This is a genomic window from Thiohalorhabdus sp. Cl-TMA (genome assembly GCF_041821045.1).
Lineage (GTDB): Bacteria > Pseudomonadota > Gammaproteobacteria > Thiohalorhabdales > Thiohalorhabdaceae > Thiohalorhabdus > Thiohalorhabdus methylotropha.
Map to the genome: position 1 here is coordinate 69,602 of NZ_JBGUAW010000010.1, position 24,868 is coordinate 94,469.

Here is a 24,868-nt window from a genome sequence, read left to right on the forward strand (position 1 = left end):
CCTATTATTAAAGAGAATGCAAAAAAAGTGTATTAACGGTTCATAAGCTTTCTTTCTCTTCCATTAGCGTGTTGACGCGGTTGGCGATCTGCAGGACCCCCAGGGCGTAATCGGAGGAGTAGTTGTATCGCATGATGGCGCGAACATAGCTTCCGACATATTCCACATTCGGAATGTCAGAGTGGGCCTTGTCGAAACGGCGCAGCTCCTGGCCGTCGGCGTTGCTGGCCATGGCGAAGCTGGCCCGGCCGTCATCGAATTCCAGCCAGGCCTCCACGATCCGGTCCAGGTTATCCAGGCGGCCGAAGTCCACTTGTTCGTCGGGCCAGCCGAATTTGTTGCGGATCAGGTTGGCGGCGGAAAGGATGGCATCCGGGAGCTGGGTGAGGTCGGGGGGGGCTTCACCGGCACTCACCGCATGGTCCATGTTCGCGGGGAGGAATTGGGGAATACCCACTGCCCCGGCGTAGCTGGCGCGAATGGGGGTTTCGGCCAGCTTGATGCCCTGCCGCTCCGCGTAGAGAACCAGGGCCACCAACTGCTCGGCGGCCATATCCAGCAGCCGCGGCACCCTGCGCTTCATGCGCAGCGAGGCATCGGGACCCACGGCCAGGCTGTCCAGAAGGCTGTTGAAGACGACAAAGGCGTCATGGCCGAAGCTGTCGTAACGGCCCAGGGCGCTCTCCTTGAGCAGAATGGCCCCGATGATCTCCTTGCGGATTCCATATTCCTCTTCCATGCGCTCGTAGACGGGGGCGTACTCGCGCAGGTTCTTAGCGAGCACCTTGGCCTCGTACACGTAACGCCGGTTGGCCTTGCGCTCCGCGGCCTTGTGCTTGGGGATCTGGGAGATGTCCGTCCGCAGGCGGACCGCCTTTTCATCCCGCAGCCCGGCTTTCTCGGAGCTGAACAGGTCCTCTATGCGCTCGGGGGAAATACCCCGGTCGATGAGGCGACTGAAGAGCACCCGGTAGCGGTCGGGGTGCTCGAATTGGCGGGCGGTCCCCTCCAGGTCGGTGGCTACCGCAAGGGCGGGAGCCAATCCGAAAATCAGCATGACAACAATCCGGAGCACGGCATAACCTCGGAATAAAGCTGGAAAAATTCCTGTCCGATTCCTTTTGGTCCAGGATGGGTGGATACTGAATTCGATTTGGAATGGGCTTGGACTGGGTGGCAACCTGCCTATTTGGGCTGTCGAGGCGCCTGTCGGGCGCAAAGGTGAGTGATTGGTGGATTCCCGGGTCAGAAACGGCATCCCCGTTGGGGCGCTCCCCCAATATCTGCATGAGCAGCGGGAGGACGTCTACCTCCTCCTGCGCCATTACCTGAGCCTGGAGCGCTCCTTTCTGCTTCATTCCGATCTGTGGGACGAGCTCGCGCAGTTCGCGGCGAGCACTTCCCCGGGAATGGAGAAGAGCCCCCTGGCACGCATCATAGCCGTCGCCCAGGAGGCCGTGCTGGAGGCCCCCTGGATCTGTCTTTCCATCCGCCCGGCCATCGCGACATGGGAATACCTGCGCTTCCATGTGGAAGAGGTAGAGTTCGAGGTCATTTCCGTGTCGGAGTTCCTCAAGTTCAAGGAACGGCAGGTGACCCGGCGGGATCCGGAGGAGGATTGGTGCCTGGAGGTGGACCTGGCGCCTTTTTCCCGGGAATTCCCCAAGCTGCAGGAAACCAGGTCCATCGGCCGGGGGGTGGAGTTCCTGAACCGGCGGCTTTCCAGCCAGCTGTTCCAGGACCTGGACGGGGGAGATCAGAGCCTGTTGCGCTTCCTGCGCCTCCATCAGTACCGCGGGCAGCAGCTCATGCTGAACGGCGGTATCCAGACCGTGGACGAGCTGCGGGCCGCGCTGCGGAGCGCGGAGCAGCGGCTCGCCAGGGAGGACCAGAGCGCGGGCTGGGCGCAGGTGGAGCATTACCTGTGGGATCTTGGTTTCGAGCCCGGGTGGGGCCGCGACGTGGCGCGCATCCGTGACACCCTGCACCTGCTCTCGGATATCCTGGAGGCCCCGGAGCCCGCCACCCTGGAGCGGTTCCTGGGCCGCATCCCCATGATCTTCAATCTGGCGGTAATCTCCCCGCATGGCTTCTTCGGCCAGTCCAATGTGCTGGGCAAGCCCGATACGGGGGGCCAGGTGGTCTACATCCTGGATCAGGTGCGCGCCCTGGAATCCGAGATGCGGCAGCGCATCTGGGAGCAGGGCCTGGACATCGAGCCCAAGATCCGCATCCTGACCCGCCTCATCCCCGAGGCGGAGGGAACCACCTGCGACCAGCACCGGGAGCACGTCCTCTCCACTAAGTATACCCACATCCTGCGCGTTCCGTTCCGAACCGAACAGGGTGAAGTGGTGCCGCACTGGGTATCACGGTTCGAGGTATGGCCCTATCTGGAGCGGTTCACGGTGGAAGCGGAGAAGGAGCTCCTGGCGGAGCTGGGGGGCCGCCCGGACCTCATCATCGGCAACTACTCGGACGGCAACCTGGTGGCGACCCTGCTGGCCCAGCGTCTCCACGTGACCCAGTGCAATATCGCCCACGCCCTGGAAAAGCCCAAGCACCTCTACTCGGACCTGTTCTGGCGGGAAAACGAGGGCGAGTACCATTTCTCCGCGCAGTTCACGGCGGATTTAATCGGCATGAACGCCGCTGATTTCATCATCACCTCCACTTACCAGGAGATCGCCGGGGATGGTGAGTCCATGGGTCAGTACGAAAGCTATGAATCCTTTACAATGCCCGGCCTGTATCGAGTCCTGAACGGAATCGACATCTACGATCCCAAGTTCAATATCGTCTCTCCGGGGGCGGATTCCGAGGTGTATTTCCCCTACACGAATCGGGATCACCGGCTCACCGGGCTCCACGAAGAGATCCGGGAGCTGGTGTACGGCGGGGAGCGGGCCGATGCTCGGGGCAGCTTCGTGGATCCCGAAAAGCCCGTCCTGTTCACCCTGGCGCGGCTGGATCGCATAAAGAACATCACTGGCCTGGTTGAGTGGTTCGGGAGCAGCCCCCGGCTCCGGGGAGCGGCCAATCTGCTGGTGATCGCCGGACATGTGGATACCGCCCGGTCCGTGAATTGGGAGGAGCGGGCCCAGATCGAGCAGATGCACCAGCTCATGGACACCCACGATCTGGACGGCGAGGTGCGCTGGCTGGGTACGCACCTGGACAAGAATCTGGCCGGGGAGCTCTACCGGTACATCGCCGATAACGGCGGGGCCTTCGTGCAGCCCGCCCTGTTCGAGGCCTTCGGCCTCACCGTGATCGAGGCCATGACCTCCGGCCTACCCACCTTCGCCACCGCCTACGGCGGGCCCCTGGAGATCATCCAGCACGGCCATTCCGGGTTTCACATCAACCCCAACCATGGGCAGCAGAGCGCTGACATCATGGCCGATTTCCTGGAGCAGTGCGTCGCGGAGCCCGGTTATTGGACGCAGGTCTCGGAAGCGGCCATGGCCCGGGTCAAGGCCCGGTACACCTGGGAGCTGTACGCGGAGCGGATGATGACCCTTTCCCGCATCTACGGATTCTGGAAGTACGTGACCAACCTGGAGCGGGACGAGACGCGGCGGTACCTGGAGATGTTCTACGGTCTCCAGTTCAGGCCCCTGGCTCGGCATGTGGGGGAGGCCCGTGCCGAGGAGGAATGACCGCTGAACGGGAGTGCGCGGGCGATGAGGCCTGGTAATGGGGCCCGGCTATGCCGGATGCTCGGTGCCTTCCTGGTGCTACTGCTCATCCAGGCGCGTCCGGGATGGGCCATGGAGACACCTCGCGGGCCGCTGGTGTTCGGGGTCCTTCCCTATGCCGCCCCCGGCGCGCTGTTCAAGCGCTTCGCGCCGCTCCGGAACCATCTGAATGACCGCCTGACGACCCGCGTGGAGCTGGAAACCGCCCGCAATTTCGCCACCTTCATAGAGCGCACCGACGAGGGCCAATACGGCATGGTGCTCACCGCGCCCCATCTGGCCCTCGCGGCCGAGGCCCGCGGACCCTATGAGATCGGTGCCCGGACGACGGGCGCCATGCGTGCCGTTGTGGTAATTCCCTCGGTAGCCGGCGCGAAGCGTGTCGAGACCCTGCCGTGCGCGACCATCGCCACGCCCCCGGAAACCGCCATCGCCACCCTGATGGGACGGGATCTGCTGTTGCGGCGCCTTCCTCCGGAGGGAGAGCTGCCCACCTTCCGAGTGCAGCCCACCCACGCCTCCGTCGTGCATGCGGTGCTGGACGGCGATGCCTGCGCGGGCGTATTGAGCGGTCGGATCTGGCGACAGTACCGGCACCGGGGAGCACCCCTGCGCCCCCTCGCATGGTCGAAACGGGTGCCGGGCCCCGCCGTCCTCCTGCACCGGGCGCTTCCCGAAAGGGTCCGTGAACGGATCCTGCGGATCCTGGTCGCCCTGGAGCGGGAGCCCGAAGAGCGTGCGCCGCTCCGGCGCACCACCTTCCAGGGCTTCCACCGGGCCTCCCGGGCGGACTTTGTCGGCCTGCGCCCGTACCTGTACGGCATCACGCTGCCGGCGCGATCCGGCCCATGAGCATGCTGGGGAAGGGGGGGATCGACGGACGCGGGAAGAACGGCACCAAGGGCAGGCGCCGCTCTACCTGGTTCATACTTTCCATCCTGGCCATCGAGGTGGTCTCCCTTTCCGCCCTGGTCTGGAATTCCGTTCGGATCATCACCACCAGTCACGCGCAGCTCATCGAATCCTCCGCGGTCCAGGTCAACGACCTCCTCAGCCATTCGGTGGCCCGGGGGCTTGCCGCCGACGATCCAGCGCTGGTCCAGGATGCCCTCAACCTCTTGCACAACAACGACAACCTGGTCTACGTGACGGTGCTGGACCGGAGTGGCCGGGTGGTGGGGGCATTGGGTAATCCCCCGGAGCGCTTCCGGGAGGATCCCGGGGTACGGGAGTCGGGCGGGGACGGGGTATACGATACGGCCAGCCCCATCCGGCTCTACGGTCAGCGCCTCGGCACCCTGCATACGGGCCACTCCCTGGAGCGCGGCCGGGCCTTCACCGCGCAGACCCGGCTGCAGAACACCGTGATCGCCGGTATCGAGATCGTGCTGACCATTCTGGCTACGCTCCTGCTCGGGCTGTTCTTTACCCGCAATCTGCGGCGATTGGAGGAGGGAGCCCTTGCCCTTTCCAAGGGGGATTACGGCTACCGCATTCCGGTAAGTGGGCAGGACGAGTTCGCCCACGTGGCCAAATCCTTCAATCAGATGGCCGAGAACCTCACCACCGCCCAGGCGGAGCTGGAGGAGAAGAACCGGGCCCTGGAGCGCCAGGCCCGGCACTTCCGCACCTTGCTGGACGGCGTGGAAGCGGTGGTGGTGGAAGGCGATCCCACCACCCGCCAGCTCACCTACGTCAGCCAGGAGGCGGGCAATCTGCTCGGTCATCCGGTGGCTGAATGGTTCCGCCCGGGGTTCTGGCTGGATCATATCCATCCCGAGGACCAGGAGGCCTTCCTCGCCGAGCTGTCCGGACACCAGGGCGAGCCGGGGTCCTTCACCCACGACTTCCGGATGCTCCACCACGACGGCCACGCCATCTGGGTGCGGGCCATCAATGCCGTGGACCGGGATGAGGACGGTGCGCTGATCCTGCGTGGGCTTCTCCTTGATGTGACCGAGGAGAAGCGCTCGGCGGAGCGGATCATCTACCTGGCGGACCATGATCCCCTCACGGACCTTTTCAACCGCGGCCGGTTCCAGGAAGAGCTGGAGCGCAACGTCACCTACGCGCAGAGCTACGGGCACGAGGGGGCGCTGCTGGTCCTGGGACTGGATCGCTTCAAGTACATCAACGATACCCTCGGCCACGGAACCGGGGATTACTATCTGCGCCGCGTGGCATCGGCCCTGAACAGCTTGGTGGGTGATGTGGACATTCTCGGGCGCCTCGGCGGGGACGAGTTCGCGGTGATCCGTCCGCTCGCCACCGCGGAGGAGATCCGGGAGCTGGCGGAGCGCATCCGAGCCCGTCTGGCCCGGCCACTTCTGGAGTCTGAGCAATATACCTCCGCCATCACCGCCAGCATGGGGGTGGTGTTTTTCCCGAGACACGGTGTGCACGCCGACGATCTCCTGGCAAAGGCGGATGCGGCTCTCGGTACCGCCAAGGAAGAGGGGCGGGACCGGCTCCACGTCTACCACGAGGGCGACGAGGCCATCGGCCGCATGCGGGCCAAAATCAAATGGGAGGACCGCATCCGCCGGGCCCTGCGGGAAGACCGGTTCCTGTTCCACTACCAGCCGATCATTCGCCTGGATTCGCGAATCGTCAGCCACTATGAGGTCCTGCTGCGGATGGAGGCCGAGGGGGGGGAGCTGGTGGGGCCCGGCGCTTTCCTGGACACGGCGGAGCGGTTCGGCATGATCGGGGAGATCGACCGCTGGGTCCTGGAGAATGCCATTCGGGTGCAGGGAGAGTCGCGGCGCGTGGGAAGGCCGGTGACGCTTGCCGTGAACCTCTCGGGCCGCCACCTTGGTCGGGCGGATATCCTGGAGCTCATGAATACCGCCATCGAGAGCCATGGCGCTGATCCCCGGGCCTTGATATTCGAGGTTACGGAGACCGCCGCGGTGGAGAACATCTCCCATGCGCGGCAATTCATTCACAGCCTGCAGGAACGGGGATGCCGTGTGGCCCTGGACGATTTCGGCGTGGGCCTTTCCTCCTTCCACTACCTGAAGAATCTGCCCGTGGACATGGTCAAGATCGACGGCAGCTTCGTGCGGGCCCTGGATCGGGACGATTTCGATCGCCGTTTCGTGCGGGCCATGAGCGATCTGGCGGAAAGCCTCGGAATCGAGAGCGTGGGAGAGTTTGTGGAGAGCCAGCGGATCGCGGACCTGCTCCGGGAGCTCGGGGTGGACATGGGGCAGGGGTTCCACCTGGGACCGCCCACCTCCGGATTCCTGGGGGATTCCCGCCAGCATCCCAATGCCGGCAAGGGTGGCTGGGAGGAATAACCGGGGCGGCGCGGCCCCGATCCGGAACGCCCGGGCTCAGTCCTCCCCGGAATGATCCGGCTTCCAGCCGGCCTCCCGCGCCTTGCGGAGGCCTTCGGAGTGGATGCGCTCGTGGCGTTCCCGCAGCTCCGGGGGAAGATTGCTGACGAGATGCCCGTAGGGCTCCCAGGCCTCCGAGACCTGCCCATAGAGGTTCTCCAGGCGTCCGTAGTCCCACCCCTCGCAGGTCTCCGTCTCGGGAAGGATTTCGAATACCCAGGCGTCCCGGATGATCAGGCCCGCGTCCGTCATGCCGCCGTAGCGGTCGTTGTGGATTCCGGGGTAGAGGTTGCGCTTTTGAGCCATGTTCCGGTCCCTCCGTGGTCCGGCTCGCTTTCATGTATTTCTCTAGAAGCCAAGTATACCGTCGTATTCCGGGAAGCCGCACAGGGTGTGGCCTATCCGGCGCTCTTCGGCTAGCGTCGTAGGAGGGCGTCACGGAATGGAGGCCTGCCCCGTGGCCGAACCGTTATTGCGCTTCCATCCCGGCCCGCCGCGGGAACAGCCGCTGGAGGGCACCTTTCTCGCACATGACCTGCGGCGGCGCGGGAGTCCGGTTCAGCCATTCGTGTATTCCAACTTCATAACCAGCCTGGACGGGCGGGCGGCCCTCCTTGATCCGGCCACCGGGAAGCGCGGTATCCCGCGCGGGGTGGCCAACGAGCGGGACTGGCGCCTGTTCATGGAGCTGGCGATCCAGGCTGATGCGCTGCTGACCAGCGGGCGTCACCTCCGCGCCGTGGCCCGGGGCTGCCAGACCGAGCTTCTGGATATGCAGAACGAGTCCAACGCCGACCTGGTCGGCTGGCGTCGAAAGCGCGGCCTGGTCGGCCAGCCCCTTGTGGCCGCCATAAGTCCCGATCTCGACATCCCGGAGGACCTCGCGGAGCGTTTCCCGATCGCTCCGATTCTTATCCTGGCGCCGGCGAGCGCCCCGCCGGAACGCGCCGCGCGCCTGGGAAGGTGCGGACTGGAGGTGGTCCGCCTGGATACCCAGCCCTACATCCGGGGCCAGGATGCGGTACGTCTGCTGGCGGAGCGGGGAAACGGGATTATCTACTCCCTGGCGGGCCCGCGGATCCTCCATACCCTCCTGAGCGACACCCAGCTGGACCGGCTGTATCTGACCACGGCGCTGACCGCGCTGGGCGGAGAAGGGTACGACACCCTTCTCAAGGGCCCGCTTCTGGAGCCGCCCGCCGCCTTCGGGCTCGAAGAGCTGTATCTGGACTGGTCGGCCCCGCGGGGCGTCGGACAGCTTTTCCAGGTCCTCACAGCGGGGCGGAAAGCCGCCGCGCAGGCTCCCTGATGGCACCGTTCGTGAACAAGGATGTCCGCCCGACGGCCAGAAGCGCGGGCGGGGCTATTTACCCTTCTTGCTGTCCAGCAGATCGCTGATCCGGTCTGCCACCTTCTCGCGCATGCCTTCCACCTCCAGCAGCTCCTCCCGGCCGGCCTGGAACACGGCACGGGCGGTTCCGAAGTGACGCAGCAGCGCGCGCGCCATTTCCGGATCCACGCCCGGTAGCCCCTCCACAAGGAAGCGAATGCCCTCGCGCCGGGTTTCCGGCCGGTTGGGGCGCAAGGGCTGCTCCGCGTCGCCGGCCTTCTGCTGGGCTTCCACGGCGAGCGTGTAGAGCAGCATGGCCGAATCCTTGGGCGACGGGCTGTACAGCACAGGGATCTCCAAGGCCCCCGTGAGATGGCCGATGGCCCAGTGCACATCGAAGGGGGTCTGGTGGAACCGGGCGGTGAAGTGGTCGCCCTCCACGAGGAAAACGGGGCGGCGGTAGTGGGCCTTCATGCGGTTGGCGGTGTCGAAGACCTCCTTGTCCACCACCGCGAGGATGAAGTCGGTACCCGACTTGTATTCCACCACCGTTTCGCCGTCCAGGAGGAAATCGCCTACATCGAGCTCTTCGAATTCCAGCTCGGCCCCCTGGATCTCCTCGAGGTGCTCCGCCAGGCGGCCGCGCTGGGCGGGGTCGGCCGTGATCTTTGCGGATGTTCCGAGCCGGGACATGAGGACCTCCAAGCATTGGGGGGAAGGACGGCGGCAAAGTCCGCTGGAAGCTGTAAAGTATTAGAGCTCACTGAAATACGAAAGCGGTACAGCCGCTTCCGGCCTCCTTAGGCCTGGGCTTCCTCGAGCCGTTCACTGGCCTCGAGCCAGGCTTCCTCGGCCTCTCCCAGCTCCTTCTCCACCTGGCCCTGCTGTTGCAGAAGCTCGCGCAGGCGCTCCTTGTTCTCATCCGCGTAAAGTCCGGGATTGGCCAGGGCCTGCTCGAGCTCTTCCTTCTTCCGGGTCAGGCGGTCCATTTCCTTCTCCCATTTGCGGATCTCGTCGCGCAACGGCTTGAGCTCCTTGCGCCGATCGGCGGCGGCACGTCGGCGCTCCCGATGGCTATCGGTCCCTTTCTCCGGGCCAGCGGAGGGCTCCGATCCCCCAGGAGAAGCGGTCCGTTCCAGGAGCCATTTCCGGTAATCATTGAGATCGCCGTCGAAGGCCTGCACCCGGCCGCTGTCCACTAGCCACAGGCGGTCGGTAACCGAGCGGAGCAGATGGCGGTCGTGGGAGACGGTGACCAGGGCACCCGCGAACTCCTGGAGGGCCAGGGTGAGGGCGTGGCGCATCTCCAAATCGAGGTGGTTGGTGGGCTCATCCATAAGCAGGAGATTGGGCCGGCGATAGACCAGCAGGGCCAGTGCCAGACGGGCCTTTTCCCCGCCGGAAAGCGGCGCCGTCGGCTCGAGCGCGGCGTCACCCCGGAATCCGAAGCCGCCGAGGAAATCCCGCAAGTCCTGGGGCTGAGCAGCCGGATCCAGACGCTGCAAATGGAGGAAGGGGCTGGCCTGGGGATCCAGGTGGTCCACTTGGTGCTGAGCGAAATAGCCGACGGTAAGGCCCTGCGCCGGTTCCCGCGACCCGTTCTGGGGGGCGAGGTCACCCGCCAGGACCTGGATCAGGGTGGATTTGCCTGCCCCATTGGGGCCGAGCAGGCCGATCCGGTCGCCTGGATGAAGCTCCAGGCCGACGCCGCGCAGGATCGGATCACCACCGTAGCCGGCGGAAAGCTGCTTGAGGCTCAGCAGGGGATTGGGGAGCCGCTCCGGTTCCGGAAAGGAGAACTGGAACGGATCGTCGGCGTGGGCCGCCGATACCTGCTCCATTCGCTCCAGGGCCTTCAGACGGCTCTGGGCCTGGCGGGCCTTGGCGGCATTGGCGCGGAAGCGCTCCACGAATCGGTGGATGCGGGCCACCTCCTTCTGCTGCTTCTCGTAGGCGGCCTGCTGCTGGGCCCGCTCCGCGGCGTACTTGTCCTCGAAGGCGGAGTAATTCCCGGTGTAGAGCTTGAGTGTCCCCTGCTGGAAGTGGACGATCCGGTCCACGACGGCATCGAGGAAGTCCCGGTCATGGGAGATGAGCAGGAGGGTGCCGGGATGGGCGGCCAGCCATTCCTGCAGCCGCAGGACCGCATCGAGGTCGAGGTGGTTGGTGGGCTCGTCCAGGAGCAGTAGCTCCGCCCGGGCCATGAGCGTGCGGGCCAGGTTCAGGCGCATGCGCCAGCCCCCGGAGAAGGCCGACACGGGCTCGTGCTCCTCCTCGGGGGAGAACCCGAGCCCGTGGATCAGCCGGGCGGCGCGGGAGCGGGCGGTGTAGCCCTCGAGGGCGTGCAGATGGGCGTGCAGCTCCCCCATGCGCATGCCGTCGCCAGCGGCTTCCGCTTCGGCAAGCGCGGCCTCGGTGCGGCGAAGCTCCTCGTCCCCGTCCAGCACGTATTCGATGGCCGGTTGGGCGAGGGCTGGCACCTCCTGGGCCATCCAGGCCACCCGCCAGTCACCGGGGCAGGAGACGGAGCCCGTATCCGGGGACAGCTCTCCGCGCACCAGAGAGAATAGGCTGGTCTTCCCGGTTCCGTTGGCGCCGACCACCCCCACCTTCTGGCCCGGATGAATGGTGAGGCTGGTTTCACGCAGGAGCTCCCGGGTACCCCGTCGCAGCGTGGTATTGGTCAGTTCGAGCATGGGCCAAGTCTAACAGCCGTGAAGAGCCTTATCTGCGGGGCGCCGCCTGCGCCTGGGCCCGGCCTCGGCGGGTGGGGTTCATCCGGCGCAGCCAGGAACGGGGGAGCATGCGCAGCCCGAGCAGGATCCCCAGGATCAGGGCGTAGATGAGCGGCTCCCGAATGTCCGCCTTGACCAGCAGGTAGTAGTGGAGCACGGAAAGGACCGCCAGCAAATACACGGAGCGGTGTAACCGCGGCCACCAGGCGCCCATCCGGATCATGGCGGCGGTGGTGGAGGTTGCCGCCAGGGGAATCAGTCCGATCATGGCCACGAAGCCCACGGTGATGAAGGGCCGGTCCCAGAGATCCAGCCATATGGCACTGAGCCGCAGCGACTGGTCGAAGGCGGCGTAGGCGGCGAAATGCAGCAGGGTATAGAAGAAGGCGAACAGACCGAGCTGGCGGCGCACCTTGCCGGGCCAGCGCCAGCCGGATACGCGGCGCAGCGGGGTGACCGCCAGCGTGATCAGCAGCAAGTGCAGGGCCCACTCCCCCGTACGGTCGATAAGCGCACTGGCGGGGTTGGGTCCGAGCGTCCCCTGGAAGGTCTCGAGGATCAGCAGGCCCAGGGGCACCAGCGCTGCAGCGAAGACCAGGCTCCGGACCGGGAATCCGGGCATGCCTCAGAACCACCGCTTCAGGTTCATACCCTTGTACAGATGCGCCACCTGGTCGGCGTAGCCGTTGAACATCTCCGTGTCGCGCTTGAAGAATTCGCCGATGCGCCGTTCCCGGGCCTGGCTCCAGCGGGGGTGCGGGACATTGGGATTCACGTTGGCGTAGAAGCCGTATTCGTCGGGGGCCGCCTTGTGCCACGTGGTGACGGGCATCTCACGGGTGAGCCGGATGCGGACGATGGACTTGATGCTCTTGAAGCCGTACTTCCAGGGCACCACAAGCCGGAGGGGCGCGCCGTTCTGGTTGGGGAGGGGCTTCCCGTACACGCCCACAGCCATGATGGTTAGGGGATGAACGGCCTCGTCCAGACGCAGACCTTCCACATAGGGCCAGTCCAGGACGCTGCGCCGCTGTCCGGGCATGTGCTCGGGGTCGTAGAGCGTGGTGAATTCCACGAACTTGGCCTGGGAGGTGGGCTCGAAGCGCTTCAGGAGCGCGGCCAGCGGGAAGCCCACCCAGGGAATTACCATGGACCATCCCTCCACGCAGCGCAGGCGATATATCCGCTCCTCGTAGGAATGGGGGCCGAGTAGGTCCTCCAGGCCTACCTTGCCCGGTCTGGCCACCTCTCCGGTGATCTCCACGGACCAGGGGTCCGTAGGGAGCTGATCCGCATACTGGGCGGGATCGGACTTGGCGGTGCCGAACTCGTAGAAGTTGTTATAGGTGGTCACCTCTTCCCAGGGCGTCAGGTCCTCTTCGGTGCTGAAGCGGCTCTCCTCCGTATCGCCGATGCGGATGCCGGACCGAGCGAGGTGAGCCGGCCACAGGACGGACCCGGCGAGAGCCGCCAGGGAGCCCGCGGCCGCGGCACGGAGGAACCGGCGGCGGCCATGGAAAAGGTTCTCGCTGGTGACCTCCCGGGACGGAATGGGGTCGGGGCGCTTGATGAGCATGGGCGATTCCCTGAATGGAGGGGTTTCGTCTACATACGGGGCCGGGACCCGCTCGGATTCAATGGAGTGATCCCAGGAACGATTAACAGGCCCGGAGGCGTCATCCCCCGAATATGACTCCGATACCGAAACGGAAGTTGGAGCCGGGAGCGGAGCCCCGATCCTCCTTCCAGAGCTGGATGTCGACGACCTCCACCACCGGATAGGAGTAGGCGGCCTCGCCGATCATGCCCTCGCGGAGCCCGGTAAGCCGGCCACTGACGGTAACCTCTCGGCCTGGGGCATAGCTGGCGGTCTCCAGGTACCCTTCCTCCAACGCGAGGAAACGGCCTTGGGGCGGTTCCTCCAGGTCGGGCCGCTGGTCCCCGTCCAGGGGGTAGGCGAGGATCTCCAGCCGGGTGCTGTCTTCCTTGTTCGTGGCGTTGACGATAGTGCCGCCCCAGAGCACCCGGGTGCCCTCCAGCCGGCTCATGTCCGCCTTGGCCTGACCCGGCGTCACGTCGAGAGCGATCTGCTCGGTGGGAAAGCGCGGGGTGGCGCAAGCGCCGAGGGCCAGCACCCAGAGAACCAGGAGCAAGGTACGATAGGAGGTTCGCATTACTGCCTACCAATAGGGATAGTAGGGGGAGCGATAGGGGTACCAGGGGTCATAGTACCAGGGCCACGGATCGTACCAAGGGTCGTGGTAGCGCCTGCGCGTCTGCGGCTCCTCCTTGGCCCAGAGGTAGTGTCCCGCGGTATCCACCAGGGGGAACCGATATTCGTATTCCTCGATCTTGCGCTTCACTATCTTCTCGAAGGAGCCGGTAATCGTGATCAGGCGGCCCGGAGAATAGACCGCCGGATCCAGGAATCCCTCGATCCGGGCGATAAAGCGGCCTTCGCTGGTGTCTCCTTCCTCCGGTCGGCCATCGGTTTCCAGCGGTTTGCCGACCACCTGGATACTGGTGGTCTCCGGATTGTTCCCTACCTGGACGATCCGTCCGCCCCAGCGCACCCGGGCGCCCCGGTGGGCCTCCGGATCGGAGCGGACTTCGGCGAGGCTCGGGCCGCCGGTTTCCGGCTCCCGTATGGGCTCGGGGATGTTGGTGGCGCAGGCGGCCAGGAACAATGGGAACAGAGCGGCGGAAAGGGCGCGAAGCACGTGCATCCCCGTCTCTCCTTTGCGTTTGCCGATCGGGCAGGGTGATCGGCCCGCCGGAGTATCGGGTGGGGCCGATACTTCTTGGACAAGGACGGGGGCCGGAAAGGTTGCATGCCGGAGGGCCGGCTATCCCCGCGCCGAAGGCTCCCTCGCGGAATCTTCCACATCGGCTCGGAAGCCCAGGGATTCGAGCTGACCGGCGAACAGAACAAGCCATCCGGGCTCCCGGGTCCGGCCGTCCCGGGTGAGCTCGAAGGCATACCGCCGCCGCAGGCGGATGCGGCCTCGGGGGTCGCGGCCCATCCCCAGGCCGCGCAGCTCCACGGTCTCGTCGAGGAGCTGGGATTCCCGGCGCCGGCAAGCGCTGTCGGCTATGCGCACGGCACGCTCCCGTGCCCGGAGGAAGTCGGCCCACAGGAGGATGCAGACGGCGATCAGGGCGATGGCGTACAGGGGCATCATAAATCCATGGTACTAGACAGACACCCATAGGTCCCGGTGTGGGAACCGCCGGTCTTGCGTCCTGGGTGCGGAAATCCCATCCAGGGCTGGGGGGGGTCACGGGAAAGGAGGGACGTCATGCGAAGCTGGTACCAGGACTGGTGCCTGGAAATCGAACGGGGCGATATCACTGCCCAGGAAACGGAGGCTGTGGTAAATGCCGCCAACCGGGAGCTTGCGCCAGGTGGCGGCGTGGCGGGGGCCATACATCGGGCCGCCGGGCCGGGGCTCTGGGAGGAGTGCAAGGGTCTTGGCGGCTGTGCCACCGGGGAGGCGAAGATCACCGGGGGGCATGCTCTTCCCGCCCGCTACGTGGTCCATACGGTGGGGCCGGTTTACGACAATGAGCCGAACCCCGCGGACCTTCTGGCACGGTCCTACCGCAACAGCCTATTCGTCGCCGATGAGAACGGGGCGGGCTCGGTAGCGTTTCCGGCGCTGAGTACCGGGGCGTTCGGGTATCCCATGGGCGAGGCCGCGGAGATCGCCGTGCGAACACTGATGAAGACCCTGCCCGCGCTCCAGAGCGTACGCCTTACCCGGCTGGTGCTGCGCGGTGCGCGGGAGCACCAGGTGCACATGGATGCGGCACGCCGGATTGCGGCGGAGCTGGGCTGGGCGGTGGCGGAAGAGGGCGGCTGATCCCGCCGGATCAACCGCGGCCCAAGCCACCGTGCACGTAGCGGTGGAGCTCCTGCCGGTCCACCTTGCCGTCCCGGTCCGTATCCGCCCGGGTTACCAGACCGGGCAGATCCAGGGCGCGCTTCGCCTCTTTGGGGGAAAGATAACCGTCCCGGTCCAGGTCCAGCCGGTCGAATCCCAAGGGCTGGGCCCGGGCGGCGATGCCGGGATCGATCGGTTTTCCGGTGCAGGCCACGAAGGGCGCCAAAAGGACCAAGCTCCAGAGCAACCGGGCCATGGAAGCCTCCTTTACGGCCTAGTCAGGCGGCAGGATGCGCAGCCTTTCAACCGGAGGAGGCAATTTGTGTGCCGTTATGTGATGGCCCGGTTTACGGCGCATGTCCGCGAGCGGGGCGAAGGTAAACTGTTGCCGATCAGCGACAGCTCTCCCGCAAAACCAGGGAGAATCCTAATACCGCTCTCCGGAGCTTGTCGCCTCCCGGCGACATGACCGTCAACTTTCGCTACGCGCCGATTGCTTGAACAGAGTCGGGTCGAGGTGGTGACGGTTGAGCAGCTTGTAGAACTCGGTCCGGTTTCTTTTGGCCAGTCGGGCCGCCTGGCTCACATTGCCGCCGGTCATCTGCAGGACGCGGGCCAGGTACTCCCGCTCGAACTCGCGGCGAGCATCGGCGAAGGAGGGCAGCTCCTCGGGGTCCTCGTTGAGGGCCTTCTGGACCAGATCCTCGGAGATGATCGGGGTGGGGGAGAGCGTCACCACCTGCTCCACCACGTTGAAGAGCTGGCGGACGTTGCCGGGCCAGGGGGCGCTGACCAGCCGCTCCATGGCCTCGGGTGCGAAGCCCTTGACCGATTTCCGGTACTTCTCCGCCAGCTGGGAGAGGAAGTGGGTGGCCAGGAGGGGGATGTCCTCGCTGCGATCGGCCAGGGGCGGGAGCTCCAGGGCCACGACGTTGAGCCGGTAATAGAGATCCTCCCGGAAGCGGCCCTCGGACATCTCCTCGGCCAAGTCACGGTGTGTGGCGGTTATGATGCGCACATCCACCGAGATACCTTCCGTGGCCCCCACGGGCCGAACCAGTCGCTCCTGCAGGACGCGCAGGAGCTTGACCTGCAGGGTCAGGGGCATATCGCCGATCTCGTCCAGAAACAGGGTGCCGCCGTGGGCGGCCTGGAACAGGCCCTTCTGATCCTGGGTGGCCCCCGTGAAGGCGCCTTTCTTGTGTCCGAAGAGCTCGGATTCGAGCAGCGTTTCCGGGATGGCACCGCAGTTGATGGCCACGAAAGGCTGCTCCGCCCGGGGGCTGGCCTTGTGGACGGCCCGTGCCATGAGCTCCTTGCCGGTACCGCTGTCCCCCTGAATGAAGACGCTCGCGTCGCTGTCGGCCACCATGCGCGCCCGGCCGAGCACGTCCTCCATCAACGGGCTGCGGGTAATGATCTCCTCCCGCCAGGGGGCCTGCCGGCCGTCATCCCGCCCCTCCTCGGAGCCCCCGGACAGGTTAAGGGCCTTTTCCACCTGCTCCATCAGGTCGCTGCTGTCGAAGGGTTTGGTCAGGAACCCGAATACGCCGCGCTTGGTGGCTTCCACGGCATCCGGGATAGAGCCGTGGGCGGTCAGAATGATTACCGGAAGGGTGGGGTGGCGCTCGCGGATGTTGTCGAAAAGGGCCATGCCGTCCATGCCGTCCATGCGCAGGTCGGTAATGACCACGTCAGGCCGTACGGCGGCCAGATTGGCGAGGGCCTCATTGCCGCTTTCCACTGCGGCCACCTGGTAGCCGCCGGATTTCAGGCGTATGGAGAGCAGGCGTAGCAGTCCCGGATCGTCGTCCACCAGTAGGATACGTTGGGCGCGGTCCATAGTTTATTCCACTGCTCCGGGGAATCAGTCCCGTTGTTGAATGCTGCGCTCGATGTCCTTGAGGGCCTCGAGCTGTTCTTGCAACGTTTTCAGGCGCTTTTCCAATTCCCCTTTTTTCTCCGTCAGCTCCTGGCGCGCTTTCCGCTGCTCGGACAAGGACCCCTCCAGATGGTTCACCCGGCTCCGCAGCTCGTGGGCGTGCTTGGCCAGGTCGCGCCGCTTCCGGATCTGGTCCTCCAGGAGGAAGGCCATATTCCGTAGGCGGGGAGGCGGTCGCTCGGATCCCCCCAGACAGGGGCCCAGCACCACGCTGGGGTCGGCCTTGCTGGCGGGGCCGGATTCGGCCACCAGGGTGAGGATCGCCAACCTAAGCCGGTCGGGCGTGCATCGGCTTCCCGTTACCCAGTTGCGGAAGTTCCGGTATTCGCCCGTGAGCGTGGCCTTGTCAAGGGCCGCTGCATAGCGGTAATACGATGCGAGGTCATCCGCGCCACCGGTCGGACCGGACCGGTTCAGCGTACCGCACCCGGCGAGGAGAATCAGCACCAGGACGGTTCCGGCCGGACGTAAACCGCTCATGCGGCCTCCTTCTGGCCATCGAGGGGCAGGGTAACGCGGAGGTGGCCGCCCGGCTGCTCGGCATTCACCACGTGGATACTGCCGCGATGGGCGTTGACGTATTCGCGGGTAATGGACAGTCCGAGCCCGGAGCCCTTGATGTAGCCTTGCGCCTGGACGCCGCCCTGGAAGAAGGCCTCGAAGACGCGCTGGGACTCCTCGGCGGTAATTCCGGGGCCGCTGTCAACCACATCAAGGGTGGCCTCGTCCTCGGACCGCGCTGCCGCTATCCGCAATTGCCCCCCCTCAGGGGAATATTTGACCGCGTTGGAAACCAGATTGTCCACTATCGTTCGAAGCTTTTCCCGGTCCGCGGTCAACTGAATGCTTTCATCCAGATGAATATCCAGGGTCAGGTGCTTAGCCATGGTGGCCGGCTTGTGCGTCTCCACCACCTCGCGGACAAGGTCTCCAAGATGCACGGAGGTGAGGTTCAAGGCCGGGGGGCCGATCTGCACGGTGCTGAAGTTCAGCAAGTCCTCGATGAGCCGCTGCAGCTGGCCGCTGCTGCTGCGGATGATACGCATAATCTCAAGCTGGTCCTCGTTGAGCTGTCCCACCGTGCGCTCATCCATGAGCTCCGTGCCCTCCCGGATGGCGGTGAGCGGGGTCTTCAGCTCGTGGGAGACATGGCGAAGGAATCGGGTCTTTTCCTGCTCCAGCTCCCGGAGCCGCTCCCGGAGCCAGTCCAGCTGCTCGCCGATGTGCTTGAGGTCCTGCGGTCCGCCCACGTCGATGGTCTTGTCGAAATTGCCGTCGCCGAGCTGCCGGATGGAATGGTCCACCTCCCGGATGGGCTTGGAGATGAGCACGGTGAATAGCGCCGCCGAGGCCAGGGACAAAGGAATCAGCGAGGCTGCCAGCCAGAACAGCACCTCCTGGGCTTGGCTCGCGTCCTTGCGGAGGATATCCACTTCCCGGTTGATCAGGTCGTTACTTCGGGAGAGGAGGCTTTCCGCCTTTTGGGTCAAGCCGATGAAGGCGTTGGCGATCTCCTTCTGGTTGCGCTCTGAGGGCTTGGCCTGGCTTACGTGCTTGAACAGGGCCGATTCCGCCAGCAGGAGCTCGCTGGCGAGCTGGTACTGCTTGCTGCTAAGGGGTAGGTCCTTGAGGCGCGTTACCGTGCGCTGAAACTGCTCGTGGGTCTGCTTGTAGGTCTGGTAGAGGGCCTTGTCCTGGAGCACGAGGTACTGACGTCCCGTACGCTCCATGGAGGTGACCTGCTCGATGACCTTGTTGCTGTGCTGGATGGCGCGCACGGCCTGGTGCACGGCGTCCTGGCTCTGTTCGGCCAGGCGCTCCACGTGTACCGCGCCGTACGTCAGAGCCCCGATCAAGGGCAGGGAAACGACCCCGAACCCATACAGGATGAGCATGGGCAGGGATTTTGGGTGCTTAATCGCCATCGGCCGGACCTGACCTTACCCCCTTTTTGCCGCGCCGATTGCGGGCTGGCGAGCCCAGCTTACTGGGTCCGCGAAAAAAGCTCCACCCCTGCTAGACCACTTCCAGATACTGCACGCTGAAGTAGGCGGCCGGGTCGGTCCAGACCTGGGCCACTCGGAAGCCGGCGCGCTCGGCGAGGGTGCGGAACCCGTCCAGCGTGTACTTGTAGGAGCGCTCCGTGCGAATGGTCTGCCCGGTCTGGAAGGGGATCGCGTGGCCGCCTATGCGGACCTCCTGATCCGTAAGGCTCTCCAGATGCATCTCCACGCAGCCCAGCTCCTCGTTGAAACGGGCGCGGTGGGCGAAAGCTTCGATATCCAGATCGGCTCCGAGCTCCTTCCGCAGCCGTTGCAGCAGGTTGCGATTGAACGCGGCGGTGATGCCCTCGGGATCGTCATAGGCGCGCAGCAGCACGTCCACGTCCTTTTGCAGGTCCAGACCGAGGACCATGCCCCCTCCGGATCCCGCCTGTTCGGCTTGGCGCGCCAGGAAGTCTTCGGCATCCGGCAGATCGAAGTTGCCCAGGGTGGAGCCCGGAAAGTAGAGCAGGGTGCGCTCCGCGGGGCACGTCGGCCGCGGCAGCGGGAAAGGTCGCGTATAGTCCGCGGCCACCGGGAGCACCTCCAGCTCGGGGTAAATGCCGTCGATCCGGGCGGCGGCGGCCTCGAGATGCTCCCGGGAGATGTCCACGGGGACGTAGGCAGCGGGCTGGGGAAGCCTGTCCAGCAGGGCCCGCGTCTTGTTGCTGCTGCCGCTGCCCAGCTCCACCACCAGGGCCTCGCCGCCCACCGCGGAGGCGATCTCGCCGCCCGATTCCTCGAGGATGGAAAGCTCCGTGCGGGTGGGGTAATAGGCCTCTAGGTCGCAGATGCGGTCGAACAGCTCGGAACCGCGCTGATCATAGAGATATTTCGGCGACAAGGCGTAGGGGGGCTCGCTCAAACCGCGAAGCACGTCGGCGAGGAGCTCGTCGCTGTCCGGCCGCGCTTGGTCCAGGGAAGCCGGGCTTCCTCGGGAGTCTGACACCATTGGGTCCTTATTTCGGGTCGGGCTTTGTTTTCAACCTGCCAGAATGCGGCCGAGCCGATCCATGGCGGTCCGGAGGGACTCCATGTCGGTGGCGAAGGACAGCCGCATGTACCCGGGGGCGCCGAAGGCGCTGCCCGGCACCAGAGCCACCTGGGCCTGATCGAGCAGATGGGTGGCCAGGGAAACATCGTCCGCCAAGCCCAGGGCCTCGATGGCGTCGTGGAAGGCGGGAAAGAGATAGAAGGCCCCTTCGGCACGCCGGCAGGAGACGTGGGGGAGGCGGTTCAGGGCCTCCGAGACATAGTCGTGCCGCTCCCGGAAGGCCTCGACCATGGGACGGATCAGATCCGGATCGCTCTGCAGGGCGGCAACTGCGGCGTGCTGGCTGATGGAGGCCGGATTGGAGGTGCTTTGGGACTGCAGCTTTTTCATGGCCGCGATAACCTCGCGGGGACCGGCGGCGTAGCCGATGCGCCACCCGGTCATGGCATAGGCCTTGGAGACGCCGTTGAGGACGACGGTTCGGTCCTTGAGGTCGGGGGCCACGTTCACGATGTTCCGGAATGTCTTCTCCCCGAGCAGGATCTTTTCGTAGATGTCGTCGGTCAGGATCACCACCTGCGGATATTGCCGGAGCACCTCGGCGAGGTCTTTAAGCTCCTCGGCTGAATAGACGGCGCCGGTGGGATTGGAAGGGCTGTTCAGGATCAGGAGTCGGCTGCGCTCGCCCAGCGCCTCCTCGAGCTGTTGCGGGGAGATCTTGAATCCGGCCGTATCATCGGTTTCGATGGAGACCGGTTGGGCCCCGGCCAGTTTCACGATATCCGGGTAGGAGACCCAGTAGGGGGCGGGGATGACCGCCTCGTCGCCTTCCTCGAGGAGCGCCTGGACCAGGTTGAACACGACCTGCTTGCCGCCGCTGGAGGCGATCACTTCCTCGGGCGTGTACTCCAGGGCGTTGTCGGTCCGGAACTTTTCGCAGATGGCCTTTTTCAAAGAGGCCATGCCGTCCACAGGGGTATATTTGGTGTGCCCGGCGTCAATTGCGGTCTTGGCGGCCGCACGGATCGGCTCCGGGGTAGTGAAATCCGGTTCCCCGGCCCCGAGCCCGATGACGTCGTGGCCCTGCTCGCGCAGCTCCGCGGCGCGGGCGGTGACCGCCAGGGTGGGGGATGGCTGGATGCGCTGTACTCGGTTGGAGAGGCGAAGTGCCAAAGTGTCCCTTCTCCCGTGGAAAGCGATTGAAAGGCTTAAAAACTAGCATAACTGCGGCCATACCGCCATTTGGGGAATCCCTGGGGCGGTCGGAGCGCGGTTCAGACTTGGTACAATTACCCTATGGAAAGCAGACCCTTCAGGCTCAATAGCGACTACGAGCCCAGCGGCGACCAGCCGGAAGCGATCCGCCAGCTTGTGGAGGGCTTCGCCGACGGCGAGGCCTATCAGAGCCTCCTGGGGGTTACCGGCTCCGGAAAGACCTACACCATGGCCCAGGTAATCCAGCAGCTGGGCCGCCCCGCCGTCATCATGGCGCCGAACAAGACGCTCGCCGCGCAGCTCTATGCGGAGTTCCGGGGCTTTTTCCCCGATAATGCGGTGGAGTACTTCGTATCCTACTACGACTACTATCAGCCGGAGGCCTACGTCCCCTCCAGCGACACTTTCATCGAGAAGGACGCCTCCATCAACGACCACATCGAGCAGATGCGGTTGTCGGCCACCAAGTCCATCCTGGAGCGCGAGGACGCCATCATCGTGGCCTCGGTGTCCGCCATCTACGGCCTGGGTGATCCCTCCGCGTATCACGGCATGATCCTGCATCTGCGCCAGGGTGACCGGGTGGACCAGAAGGACATTCTGGCCAAGCTCACGGAAATCCAGTACCAGCGCAACGAGATGGACCTGCGCCGCGGTACCTTCCGAGTGCGCGGAGACACCATCGAGGTGTTCCCGGCGGAAAACGAGTCGGAAGCGATCCGTATCGAGATGTTCGACGACGAGGTGGATGGGCTGTCCACCTTCGATCCCCTAACCGGGGAGGTTACGGCGCGGCTGCCGCGGATCACGGTCTATCCCAAGACCCACTACGTGACCCCCAGGGCGACGCTCCTGGAAGCCATCGAGCAGATCAAGGCGGAGCTCAAGGAGCGGCTGGAGGAGCTGCGGGCGGACAACCGCGAGCTGGAGGCGCAGCGCCTGGAGCAGCGCACCAAGTTCGATATCGAGATGATGCAGGAGCTGGGCTACTGCTCGGGCATCGAGAACTACTCCCGCTATCTTTCCGGGCGTGATCCCGGCGACCCCCCGCCGACCCTTTTGGACTACCTTCCCAACAACGCCATCATGGTCATCGACGAGTCGCACGTGACCATTCCGCAGATCGGCGGCATGTTCAACGGCGACCGGAGCCGCAAGAAGACCCTGGTGGAATACGGCTTTCGGCTGCCGTCCGCGCTGGACAACCGGCCCCTGAAATTCGAGGAGTTCGAGCGGCTCATGCCGCAGACGGTATTCGTCTCCGCCACCCCGGGCCCCTATGAAGAGGAGCATGCCGGGCAGGTAGTGGAGCAGATCGTCCGGCCCACCGGTCTGGTGGACCCTCAGGTGGAGGTGCGGCCCGCCACCAGCCAGGTGGAGGATCTGCTGTCGGAGGTCAACGAACGCATCGAGGTGGGGGAGCGGGTGCTGGTGACTACCCTGACGAAGCGCATGGCCGAGGACCTCACCAGCTATCTGGAGGAGATGAGCATTCGGGTCCGCTACATGCACTCGGACGTGGATACGGTGGAGCGCTCCGAGATCATCCGGGACCTGCGCCTCGGCAAGTTCGATGTGCTAGTGGGAATCAACCTGCTGCGCGAGGGGCTGGACCTGCCCGAGGTCTCCCTGGTGGCCATCCTGGACGCGGACAAGGAGGGCTTCCTGCGATCCGACCGAAGCCTCATCCAGACCATCGGGCGCGCGGCGCGCAACGTCAACGGCACGGCAATTCTCTACGCCGACACCATGACGGGGTCCATGCGCCGCTCCATAGATGAGACCGAGCGCCGACGCGAGAAGCAGCAGGCTTATAACGAGGCACACGGCATCACCCCGGAGACCATCCGCAAGGAGGTCACCGACATCCTGGAGGGCGTGCCGGAAAAGGGTGGATATACCGGCCCCGCACCCAAGAAGGTGGCCGAGGGCCAGGGCGAGTACGGTACGCTGGACCCGGAAGAGGCCGACAAGGAGATCAAGCGGCTTCGCGAAGAGATGTTCGAGAAGGCCCGCAACATGGAGTTCGAGGAAGCGGCCCGCCTTCGGGACCAGATCCAGAAGCTGGAGACCAAGGCCCTTGGCGTGGGCTAGGCGGTGTTCTTACCAATGAGATCAGGATAGCGAATGAGTGATTCGAATATGGTGCGGATCCTGGTGGTCTGCCTGGGCAACATCTGCCGTTCGCCCACGGCCCACGCCGTGCTGGAGCGGAAATTGGCGGAGGCGGGCTTTGCCGGCCGGGTTCAGGTGGACAGCGCCGGTACGGGTGACTACCACATCGGCGGCGTGCCCGATCCTCGGGCCTGCGAGGCGGCCGCCGAGCGCGGCTATGACCTCACCCATCTGCGTGCCCGCCAGGTGGAGCCCGCCGATTTCGTCCGCTTCGACATGATCCTCGCCGCCGACAGCGAGAACTTCGCGGATCTGGTGGCACTGGCGCCCGGAGCCGCCGAACGGGCCAAGGTGAAGTACCTGCTGGACTACGCAGGCTCCCCCGAACAGGAGATCCCCGACCCGTACGAGGAGGAGGCGCAGGCCTTCGGTCGCGTTCTGGACCTGGTGGAGGAGGCCGCCGACGGACTGGTGGAAGCCCTGCAGTCGGGAGATTGGACCACCCATGCCTCTGCCTGAAGCCCTGCGCCAGCGGAGCGAGGAGATACTCGGGGCCCCGTTGGAGGGCGGCGCCCCCCTGAGTGGCGGCTGCGTCGGTGAGGTGTACGGCGTGGAGGCCGGCGGCAGCGAGTACGTGGTCAAGGTGGAATCCCCGGCCACCAACCTTCTGGAGACCGAGGGCCGCATGCTGCGCCATCTGGCCGAGCGCAGCCCCCTGCCGGCACCCGATCCCCTGCATTTCGAGCCCGGATTGCTCGTCATGCCCAGGATCGACGGCGACCACCACTTCACCCCAGCCGGTGAGGAGCACGCGGCGGATCTGTTCGCCGCTCTGCACGCGCAGCCGGCCCCGTATTTCGGCTTCGAATACGACACGGTTATTGGCGGTCTCCCGCAGCCCAATCCGCGCTTCGAGCGCTGGTCGGCGTTTTTCGCCGACGCCCGCCTGCGGGAAATGGCCGGTCAGGCCCGCAACGCCGGACGATTGGACGATTCCCTGTATCAGCGCATCGACCGCTTCGCCGCGGACGCCGCAGACTGGTTCCCCGAGCCCGAGCATCCGGCGCTGGTGCACGGCGACGCCTGGGACAACAACATCATGGCCCTCGGCGACCGGATCACGGGCTTCATCGACCCGGCCCTGTACTGGGGGCACCCGGAGGTGGAGCTCGCCTTTACCACTATGTTCCACACCTTCAGTGACCGGTTCTACGACCGATACCACGAACAACGGCCCATCGATCCCGAATTTTTCGAGGTGCGCCGGCCCTTGTACAACCTCTACCCGCTCCTGGTGCACGTCCGCCTATTCGGGGGAGGTTACCGCGCCTCCGTGGATCGGACGCTCAAACGCTTCGGCTACTGAGGGCGGCACCGCCCTTAGCCACAGGCTCCCTACTCCCTACTGGCCGGGCACCGGGTCGGGTATTGAGGCTCGCGCGTGCACGGGCGCCCGGTTCCGTCCCGATGACATTTTCGGTAAGGTTGCGGAGTTTCCGGCGGTGCTTTGTTCCCCCTACGGCAGACAACCGTAAGCCGGTCGGGAGCAGCCGGACGTTCGGTTACGTC

General features: G+C 65.3%; 23 protein-coding genes. 8 read left to right on the plus strand and 15 right to left on the minus strand.

Going from position 1 to position 24,868, the window contains the following annotated elements; genetic code table 11:
• Positions 1-40: 40 nt before the first annotated feature.
• The gene (locus tag ACERLL_RS14385) at positions 41-1,057 is read right to left on the minus strand and encodes a lytic murein transglycosylase (protein ID WP_373656800.1); all 1,017 of its coding nucleotides are present in this window, start codon (positions 1,055-1,057) and stop codon (positions 41-43) included.
• A 175-nt stretch (positions 1,058-1,232) separates the two neighbouring features.
• Between ACERLL_RS14385 and ACERLL_RS14390 the strand changes: the two genes are divergently transcribed.
• The 3 genes from ACERLL_RS14390 to ACERLL_RS14400 are packed head-to-tail and all read left to right on the plus strand — an operon-like array spanning position 1,233 to position 7,003.
• Positions 1,233-3,662 carry a sucrose synthase gene (locus ACERLL_RS14390; protein ID WP_373656891.1) on the plus strand — a complete coding sequence of 810 codons (2,430 nt, stop codon included), beginning with the start codon at positions 1,233-1,235 and terminating at the stop codon, positions 3,660-3,662.
• Between the two features lie 24 nt (positions 3,663-3,686).
• Positions 3,687-4,553, plus strand: a complete 867-nt coding sequence (locus ACERLL_RS14395) for a phosphate/phosphite/phosphonate ABC transporter substrate-binding protein (RefSeq protein WP_373656801.1) — start codon at positions 3,687-3,689, stop codon at positions 4,551-4,553.
• Positions 4,550-7,003, plus strand: coding sequence for a putative bifunctional diguanylate cyclase/phosphodiesterase (locus tag ACERLL_RS14400; protein WP_373656802.1), 2,454 nt, complete (start codon positions 4,550-4,552; stop codon positions 7,001-7,003). Before ACERLL_RS14395 ends, ACERLL_RS14400 begins: the two co-directional genes overlap by 4 nt.
• Positions 7,004-7,039: 36 nt before the next feature.
• Here ACERLL_RS14400 and ACERLL_RS14405 read toward each other — a convergent pair whose 3' ends face one another.
• Entirely contained in the window at positions 7,040-7,348 is a 309-nt protein-coding gene (locus ACERLL_RS14405) for a hypothetical protein (protein WP_373656803.1), read from the minus strand.
• Positions 7,349-7,484: 136 nt separating this feature from the next.
• Between ACERLL_RS14405 and ACERLL_RS14410 the strand changes: the two genes are divergently transcribed.
• Positions 7,485-8,351, plus strand: coding sequence for a RibD family protein (locus ACERLL_RS14410; protein ID WP_373656804.1), 867 nt, complete (start codon positions 7,485-7,487; stop codon positions 8,349-8,351).
• Between the two features lie 54 nt (positions 8,352-8,405).
• On the opposite strand, the gene ACERLL_RS14415 is transcribed toward ACERLL_RS14410, so the two are convergent.
• The 7 genes from ACERLL_RS14415 to ACERLL_RS14445 form a co-directional block, all read right to left on the minus strand.
• Positions 8,406-9,065, minus strand: a complete 660-nt coding sequence (locus tag ACERLL_RS14415) for an ERCC4 domain-containing protein (RefSeq protein WP_373656805.1) — start codon at positions 9,063-9,065, stop codon at positions 8,406-8,408.
• 107 nt (positions 9,066-9,172) lie between these two features.
• Positions 9,173-11,068 carry an ATP-binding cassette domain-containing protein gene (locus tag ACERLL_RS14420; protein ID WP_373656806.1) on the minus strand — a complete coding sequence of 632 codons (1,896 nt, stop codon included), beginning with the start codon at positions 11,066-11,068 and terminating at the stop codon, positions 9,173-9,175.
• Positions 11,069-11,096: 28 nt separating this feature from the next.
• Positions 11,097-11,729: a protein-methionine-sulfoxide reductase heme-binding subunit MsrQ gene (locus ACERLL_RS14425; RefSeq protein WP_373656807.1), complete on the minus strand. Its 633-nt coding sequence runs from the start codon at positions 11,727-11,729 to the stop codon at positions 11,097-11,099.
• A gap of 3 nt (positions 11,730-11,732) precedes the next feature.
• Positions 11,733-12,683 carry a protein-methionine-sulfoxide reductase catalytic subunit MsrP gene (msrP, locus tag ACERLL_RS14430; protein WP_373656808.1) on the minus strand — a complete coding sequence of 317 codons (951 nt, stop codon included), beginning with the start codon at positions 12,681-12,683 and terminating at the stop codon, positions 11,733-11,735.
• A gap of 100 nt (positions 12,684-12,783) precedes the next feature.
• Positions 12,784-13,281: a Slp family lipoprotein gene (locus ACERLL_RS14435; RefSeq protein WP_373656809.1), complete on the minus strand. Its 498-nt coding sequence runs from the start codon at positions 13,279-13,281 to the stop codon at positions 12,784-12,786.
• Positions 13,282-13,287: 6 nt separating this feature from the next.
• Entirely contained in the window at positions 13,288-13,833 is a 546-nt protein-coding gene (locus ACERLL_RS14440) for a Slp family lipoprotein (RefSeq protein WP_373656810.1), read from the minus strand.
• A 120-nt stretch (positions 13,834-13,953) separates the two neighbouring features.
• Complete coding sequence (locus tag ACERLL_RS14445; protein WP_373656811.1) at positions 13,954-14,289, minus strand: DUF3301 domain-containing protein; 336 nt, start codon at positions 14,287-14,289, stop codon at positions 13,954-13,956.
• A 117-nt stretch (positions 14,290-14,406) separates the two neighbouring features.
• Here ACERLL_RS14445 and ACERLL_RS14450 point away from each other — a divergent pair, with 117 nt between their 5' ends.
• Positions 14,407-14,970 (plus strand): macro domain-containing protein, encoded by a 564-nt coding sequence (locus ACERLL_RS14450; protein WP_373656812.1) that lies wholly within the window; start codon positions 14,407-14,409, stop codon positions 14,968-14,970.
• A 10-nt stretch (positions 14,971-14,980) separates the two neighbouring features.
• Here ACERLL_RS14450 and ACERLL_RS14455 read toward each other — a convergent pair whose 3' ends face one another.
• The 6 genes from ACERLL_RS14455 to ACERLL_RS14480 all read right to left on the minus strand — a co-directional run bounded on the left by ACERLL_RS14455 (position 14,981) and on the right by ACERLL_RS14480 (position 21,142).
• Complete coding sequence (locus ACERLL_RS14455; protein ID WP_373656813.1) at positions 14,981-15,247, minus strand: EF-hand domain-containing protein; 267 nt, start codon at positions 15,245-15,247, stop codon at positions 14,981-14,983.
• Positions 15,248-15,463: 216 nt separating this feature from the next.
• Entirely contained in the window at positions 15,464-16,834 is a 1,371-nt protein-coding gene (locus tag ACERLL_RS14460; protein ID WP_373656814.1) for a sigma 54-interacting transcriptional regulator, read from the minus strand.
• Between the two features lie 24 nt (positions 16,835-16,858).
• A complete protein-coding gene (locus tag ACERLL_RS14465; protein ID WP_373656815.1) occupies positions 16,859-17,413 on the minus strand; it encodes a hypothetical protein in 555 nt (184 codons plus the stop codon).
• On the minus strand, positions 17,410-18,858 hold the full coding sequence (locus ACERLL_RS14470) for a HAMP domain-containing sensor histidine kinase (RefSeq protein ID WP_373656816.1): 1,449 nt from the start codon (positions 18,856-18,858) through the stop codon (positions 17,410-17,412). Before ACERLL_RS14470 ends, ACERLL_RS14465 begins: the two co-directional genes overlap by 4 nt.
• Before the next feature lie 91 nt (positions 18,859-18,949).
• Complete coding sequence (egtD, locus tag ACERLL_RS14475; protein ID WP_373656817.1) at positions 18,950-19,927, minus strand: L-histidine N(alpha)-methyltransferase; 978 nt, start codon at positions 19,925-19,927, stop codon at positions 18,950-18,952.
• A 30-nt stretch (positions 19,928-19,957) separates the two neighbouring features.
• A complete protein-coding gene (locus tag ACERLL_RS14480; protein WP_373656818.1) occupies positions 19,958-21,142 on the minus strand; it encodes a pyridoxal phosphate-dependent aminotransferase in 1,185 nt (394 codons plus the stop codon).
• A gap of 123 nt (positions 21,143-21,265) precedes the next feature.
• Between ACERLL_RS14480 and uvrB the strand changes: the two genes are divergently transcribed.
• The 3 genes from uvrB to ACERLL_RS14495 are packed head-to-tail and all read left to right on the plus strand — an operon-like array spanning position 21,266 to position 24,665.
• Complete coding sequence (gene uvrB, locus ACERLL_RS14485) at positions 21,266-23,278, plus strand: excinuclease ABC subunit UvrB (protein ID WP_373656819.1); 2,013 nt, start codon at positions 21,266-21,268, stop codon at positions 23,276-23,278.
• Between the two features lie 51 nt (positions 23,279-23,329).
• Positions 23,330-23,818, plus strand: coding sequence for a low molecular weight protein-tyrosine-phosphatase (locus ACERLL_RS14490; protein ID WP_373656892.1), 489 nt, complete (start codon positions 23,330-23,332; stop codon positions 23,816-23,818).
• A complete protein-coding gene (locus tag ACERLL_RS14495; RefSeq protein ID WP_373656820.1) occupies positions 23,805-24,665 on the plus strand; it encodes a fructosamine kinase family protein in 861 nt (286 codons plus the stop codon). The genes ACERLL_RS14490 and ACERLL_RS14495 overlap by 14 nt, the downstream gene beginning before the upstream one ends.
• Positions 24,666-24,868 lie beyond the last annotated feature (203 nt).

Bases quoted from the DNA above. Each gene is read 5' to 3' on its own strand.
- ACERLL_RS14385 (WP_373656800.1), bottom strand. From the start codon at position 1,057: ATGCTGATTTTCGGATTGGCTCCCGCCCTTGCGGTAGCCACCGACCTG.
- ACERLL_RS14395 (WP_373656801.1), top strand. From the start codon at position 3,687: ATGAGGCCTGGTAATGGGGCCCGGCTATGCCGGATGCTCGGTGCCTTC.
- ACERLL_RS14400 (WP_373656802.1), top strand. From the start codon at position 4,550: ATGAGCATGCTGGGGAAGGGGGGGATCGACGGACGCGGGAAGAACGGC.
- ACERLL_RS14405 (WP_373656803.1), bottom strand. From the start codon at position 7,348: ATGGCTCAAAAGCGCAACCTCTACCCCGGAATCCACAACGACCGCTAC.
- ACERLL_RS14410 (WP_373656804.1), top strand. From the start codon at position 7,485: ATGGAGGCCTGCCCCGTGGCCGAACCGTTATTGCGCTTCCATCCCGGC.
- ACERLL_RS14415 (WP_373656805.1), bottom strand. From the start codon at position 9,065: ATGTCCCGGCTCGGAACATCCGCAAAGATCACGGCCGACCCCGCCCAG.
- ACERLL_RS14420 (WP_373656806.1), bottom strand. From the start codon at position 11,068: ATGCTCGAACTGACCAATACCACGCTGCGACGGGGTACCCGGGAGCTC.
- ACERLL_RS14425 (WP_373656807.1), bottom strand. From the start codon at position 11,729: ATGCCCGGATTCCCGGTCCGGAGCCTGGTCTTCGCTGCAGCGCTGGTG.
- msrP (WP_373656808.1), bottom strand. From the start codon at position 12,683: ATGCTCATCAAGCGCCCCGACCCCATTCCGTCCCGGGAGGTCACCAGC.
- ACERLL_RS14435 (WP_373656809.1), bottom strand. From the start codon at position 13,281: ATGCGAACCTCCTATCGTACCTTGCTCCTGGTTCTCTGGGTGCTGGCC.
- ACERLL_RS14440 (WP_373656810.1), bottom strand. From the start codon at position 13,833: ATGCACGTGCTTCGCGCCCTTTCCGCCGCTCTGTTCCCATTGTTCCTG.
- ACERLL_RS14445 (WP_373656811.1), bottom strand. From the start codon at position 14,289: ATGATGCCCCTGTACGCCATCGCCCTGATCGCCGTCTGCATCCTCCTG.
- ACERLL_RS14450 (WP_373656812.1), top strand. From the start codon at position 14,407: ATGCGAAGCTGGTACCAGGACTGGTGCCTGGAAATCGAACGGGGCGAT.
- ACERLL_RS14455 (WP_373656813.1), bottom strand. From the start codon at position 15,247: ATGGCCCGGTTGCTCTGGAGCTTGGTCCTTTTGGCGCCCTTCGTGGCC.
- ACERLL_RS14460 (WP_373656814.1), bottom strand. From the start codon at position 16,834: ATGGACCGCGCCCAACGTATCCTACTGGTGGACGACGATCCGGGACTG.
- ACERLL_RS14465 (WP_373656815.1), bottom strand. From the start codon at position 17,413: ATGAGCGGTTTACGTCCGGCCGGAACCGTCCTGGTGCTGATTCTCCTC.
- ACERLL_RS14470 (WP_373656816.1), bottom strand. From the start codon at position 18,858: ATGGCGATTAAGCACCCAAAATCCCTGCCCATGCTCATCCTGTATGGG.
- egtD (WP_373656817.1), bottom strand. From the start codon at position 19,927: ATGGTGTCAGACTCCCGAGGAAGCCCGGCTTCCCTGGACCAAGCGCGG.
- uvrB (WP_373656819.1), top strand. From the start codon at position 21,266: ATGGAAAGCAGACCCTTCAGGCTCAATAGCGACTACGAGCCCAGCGGC.
- ACERLL_RS14495 (WP_373656820.1), top strand. From the start codon at position 23,805: ATGCCTCTGCCTGAAGCCCTGCGCCAGCGGAGCGAGGAGATACTCGGG.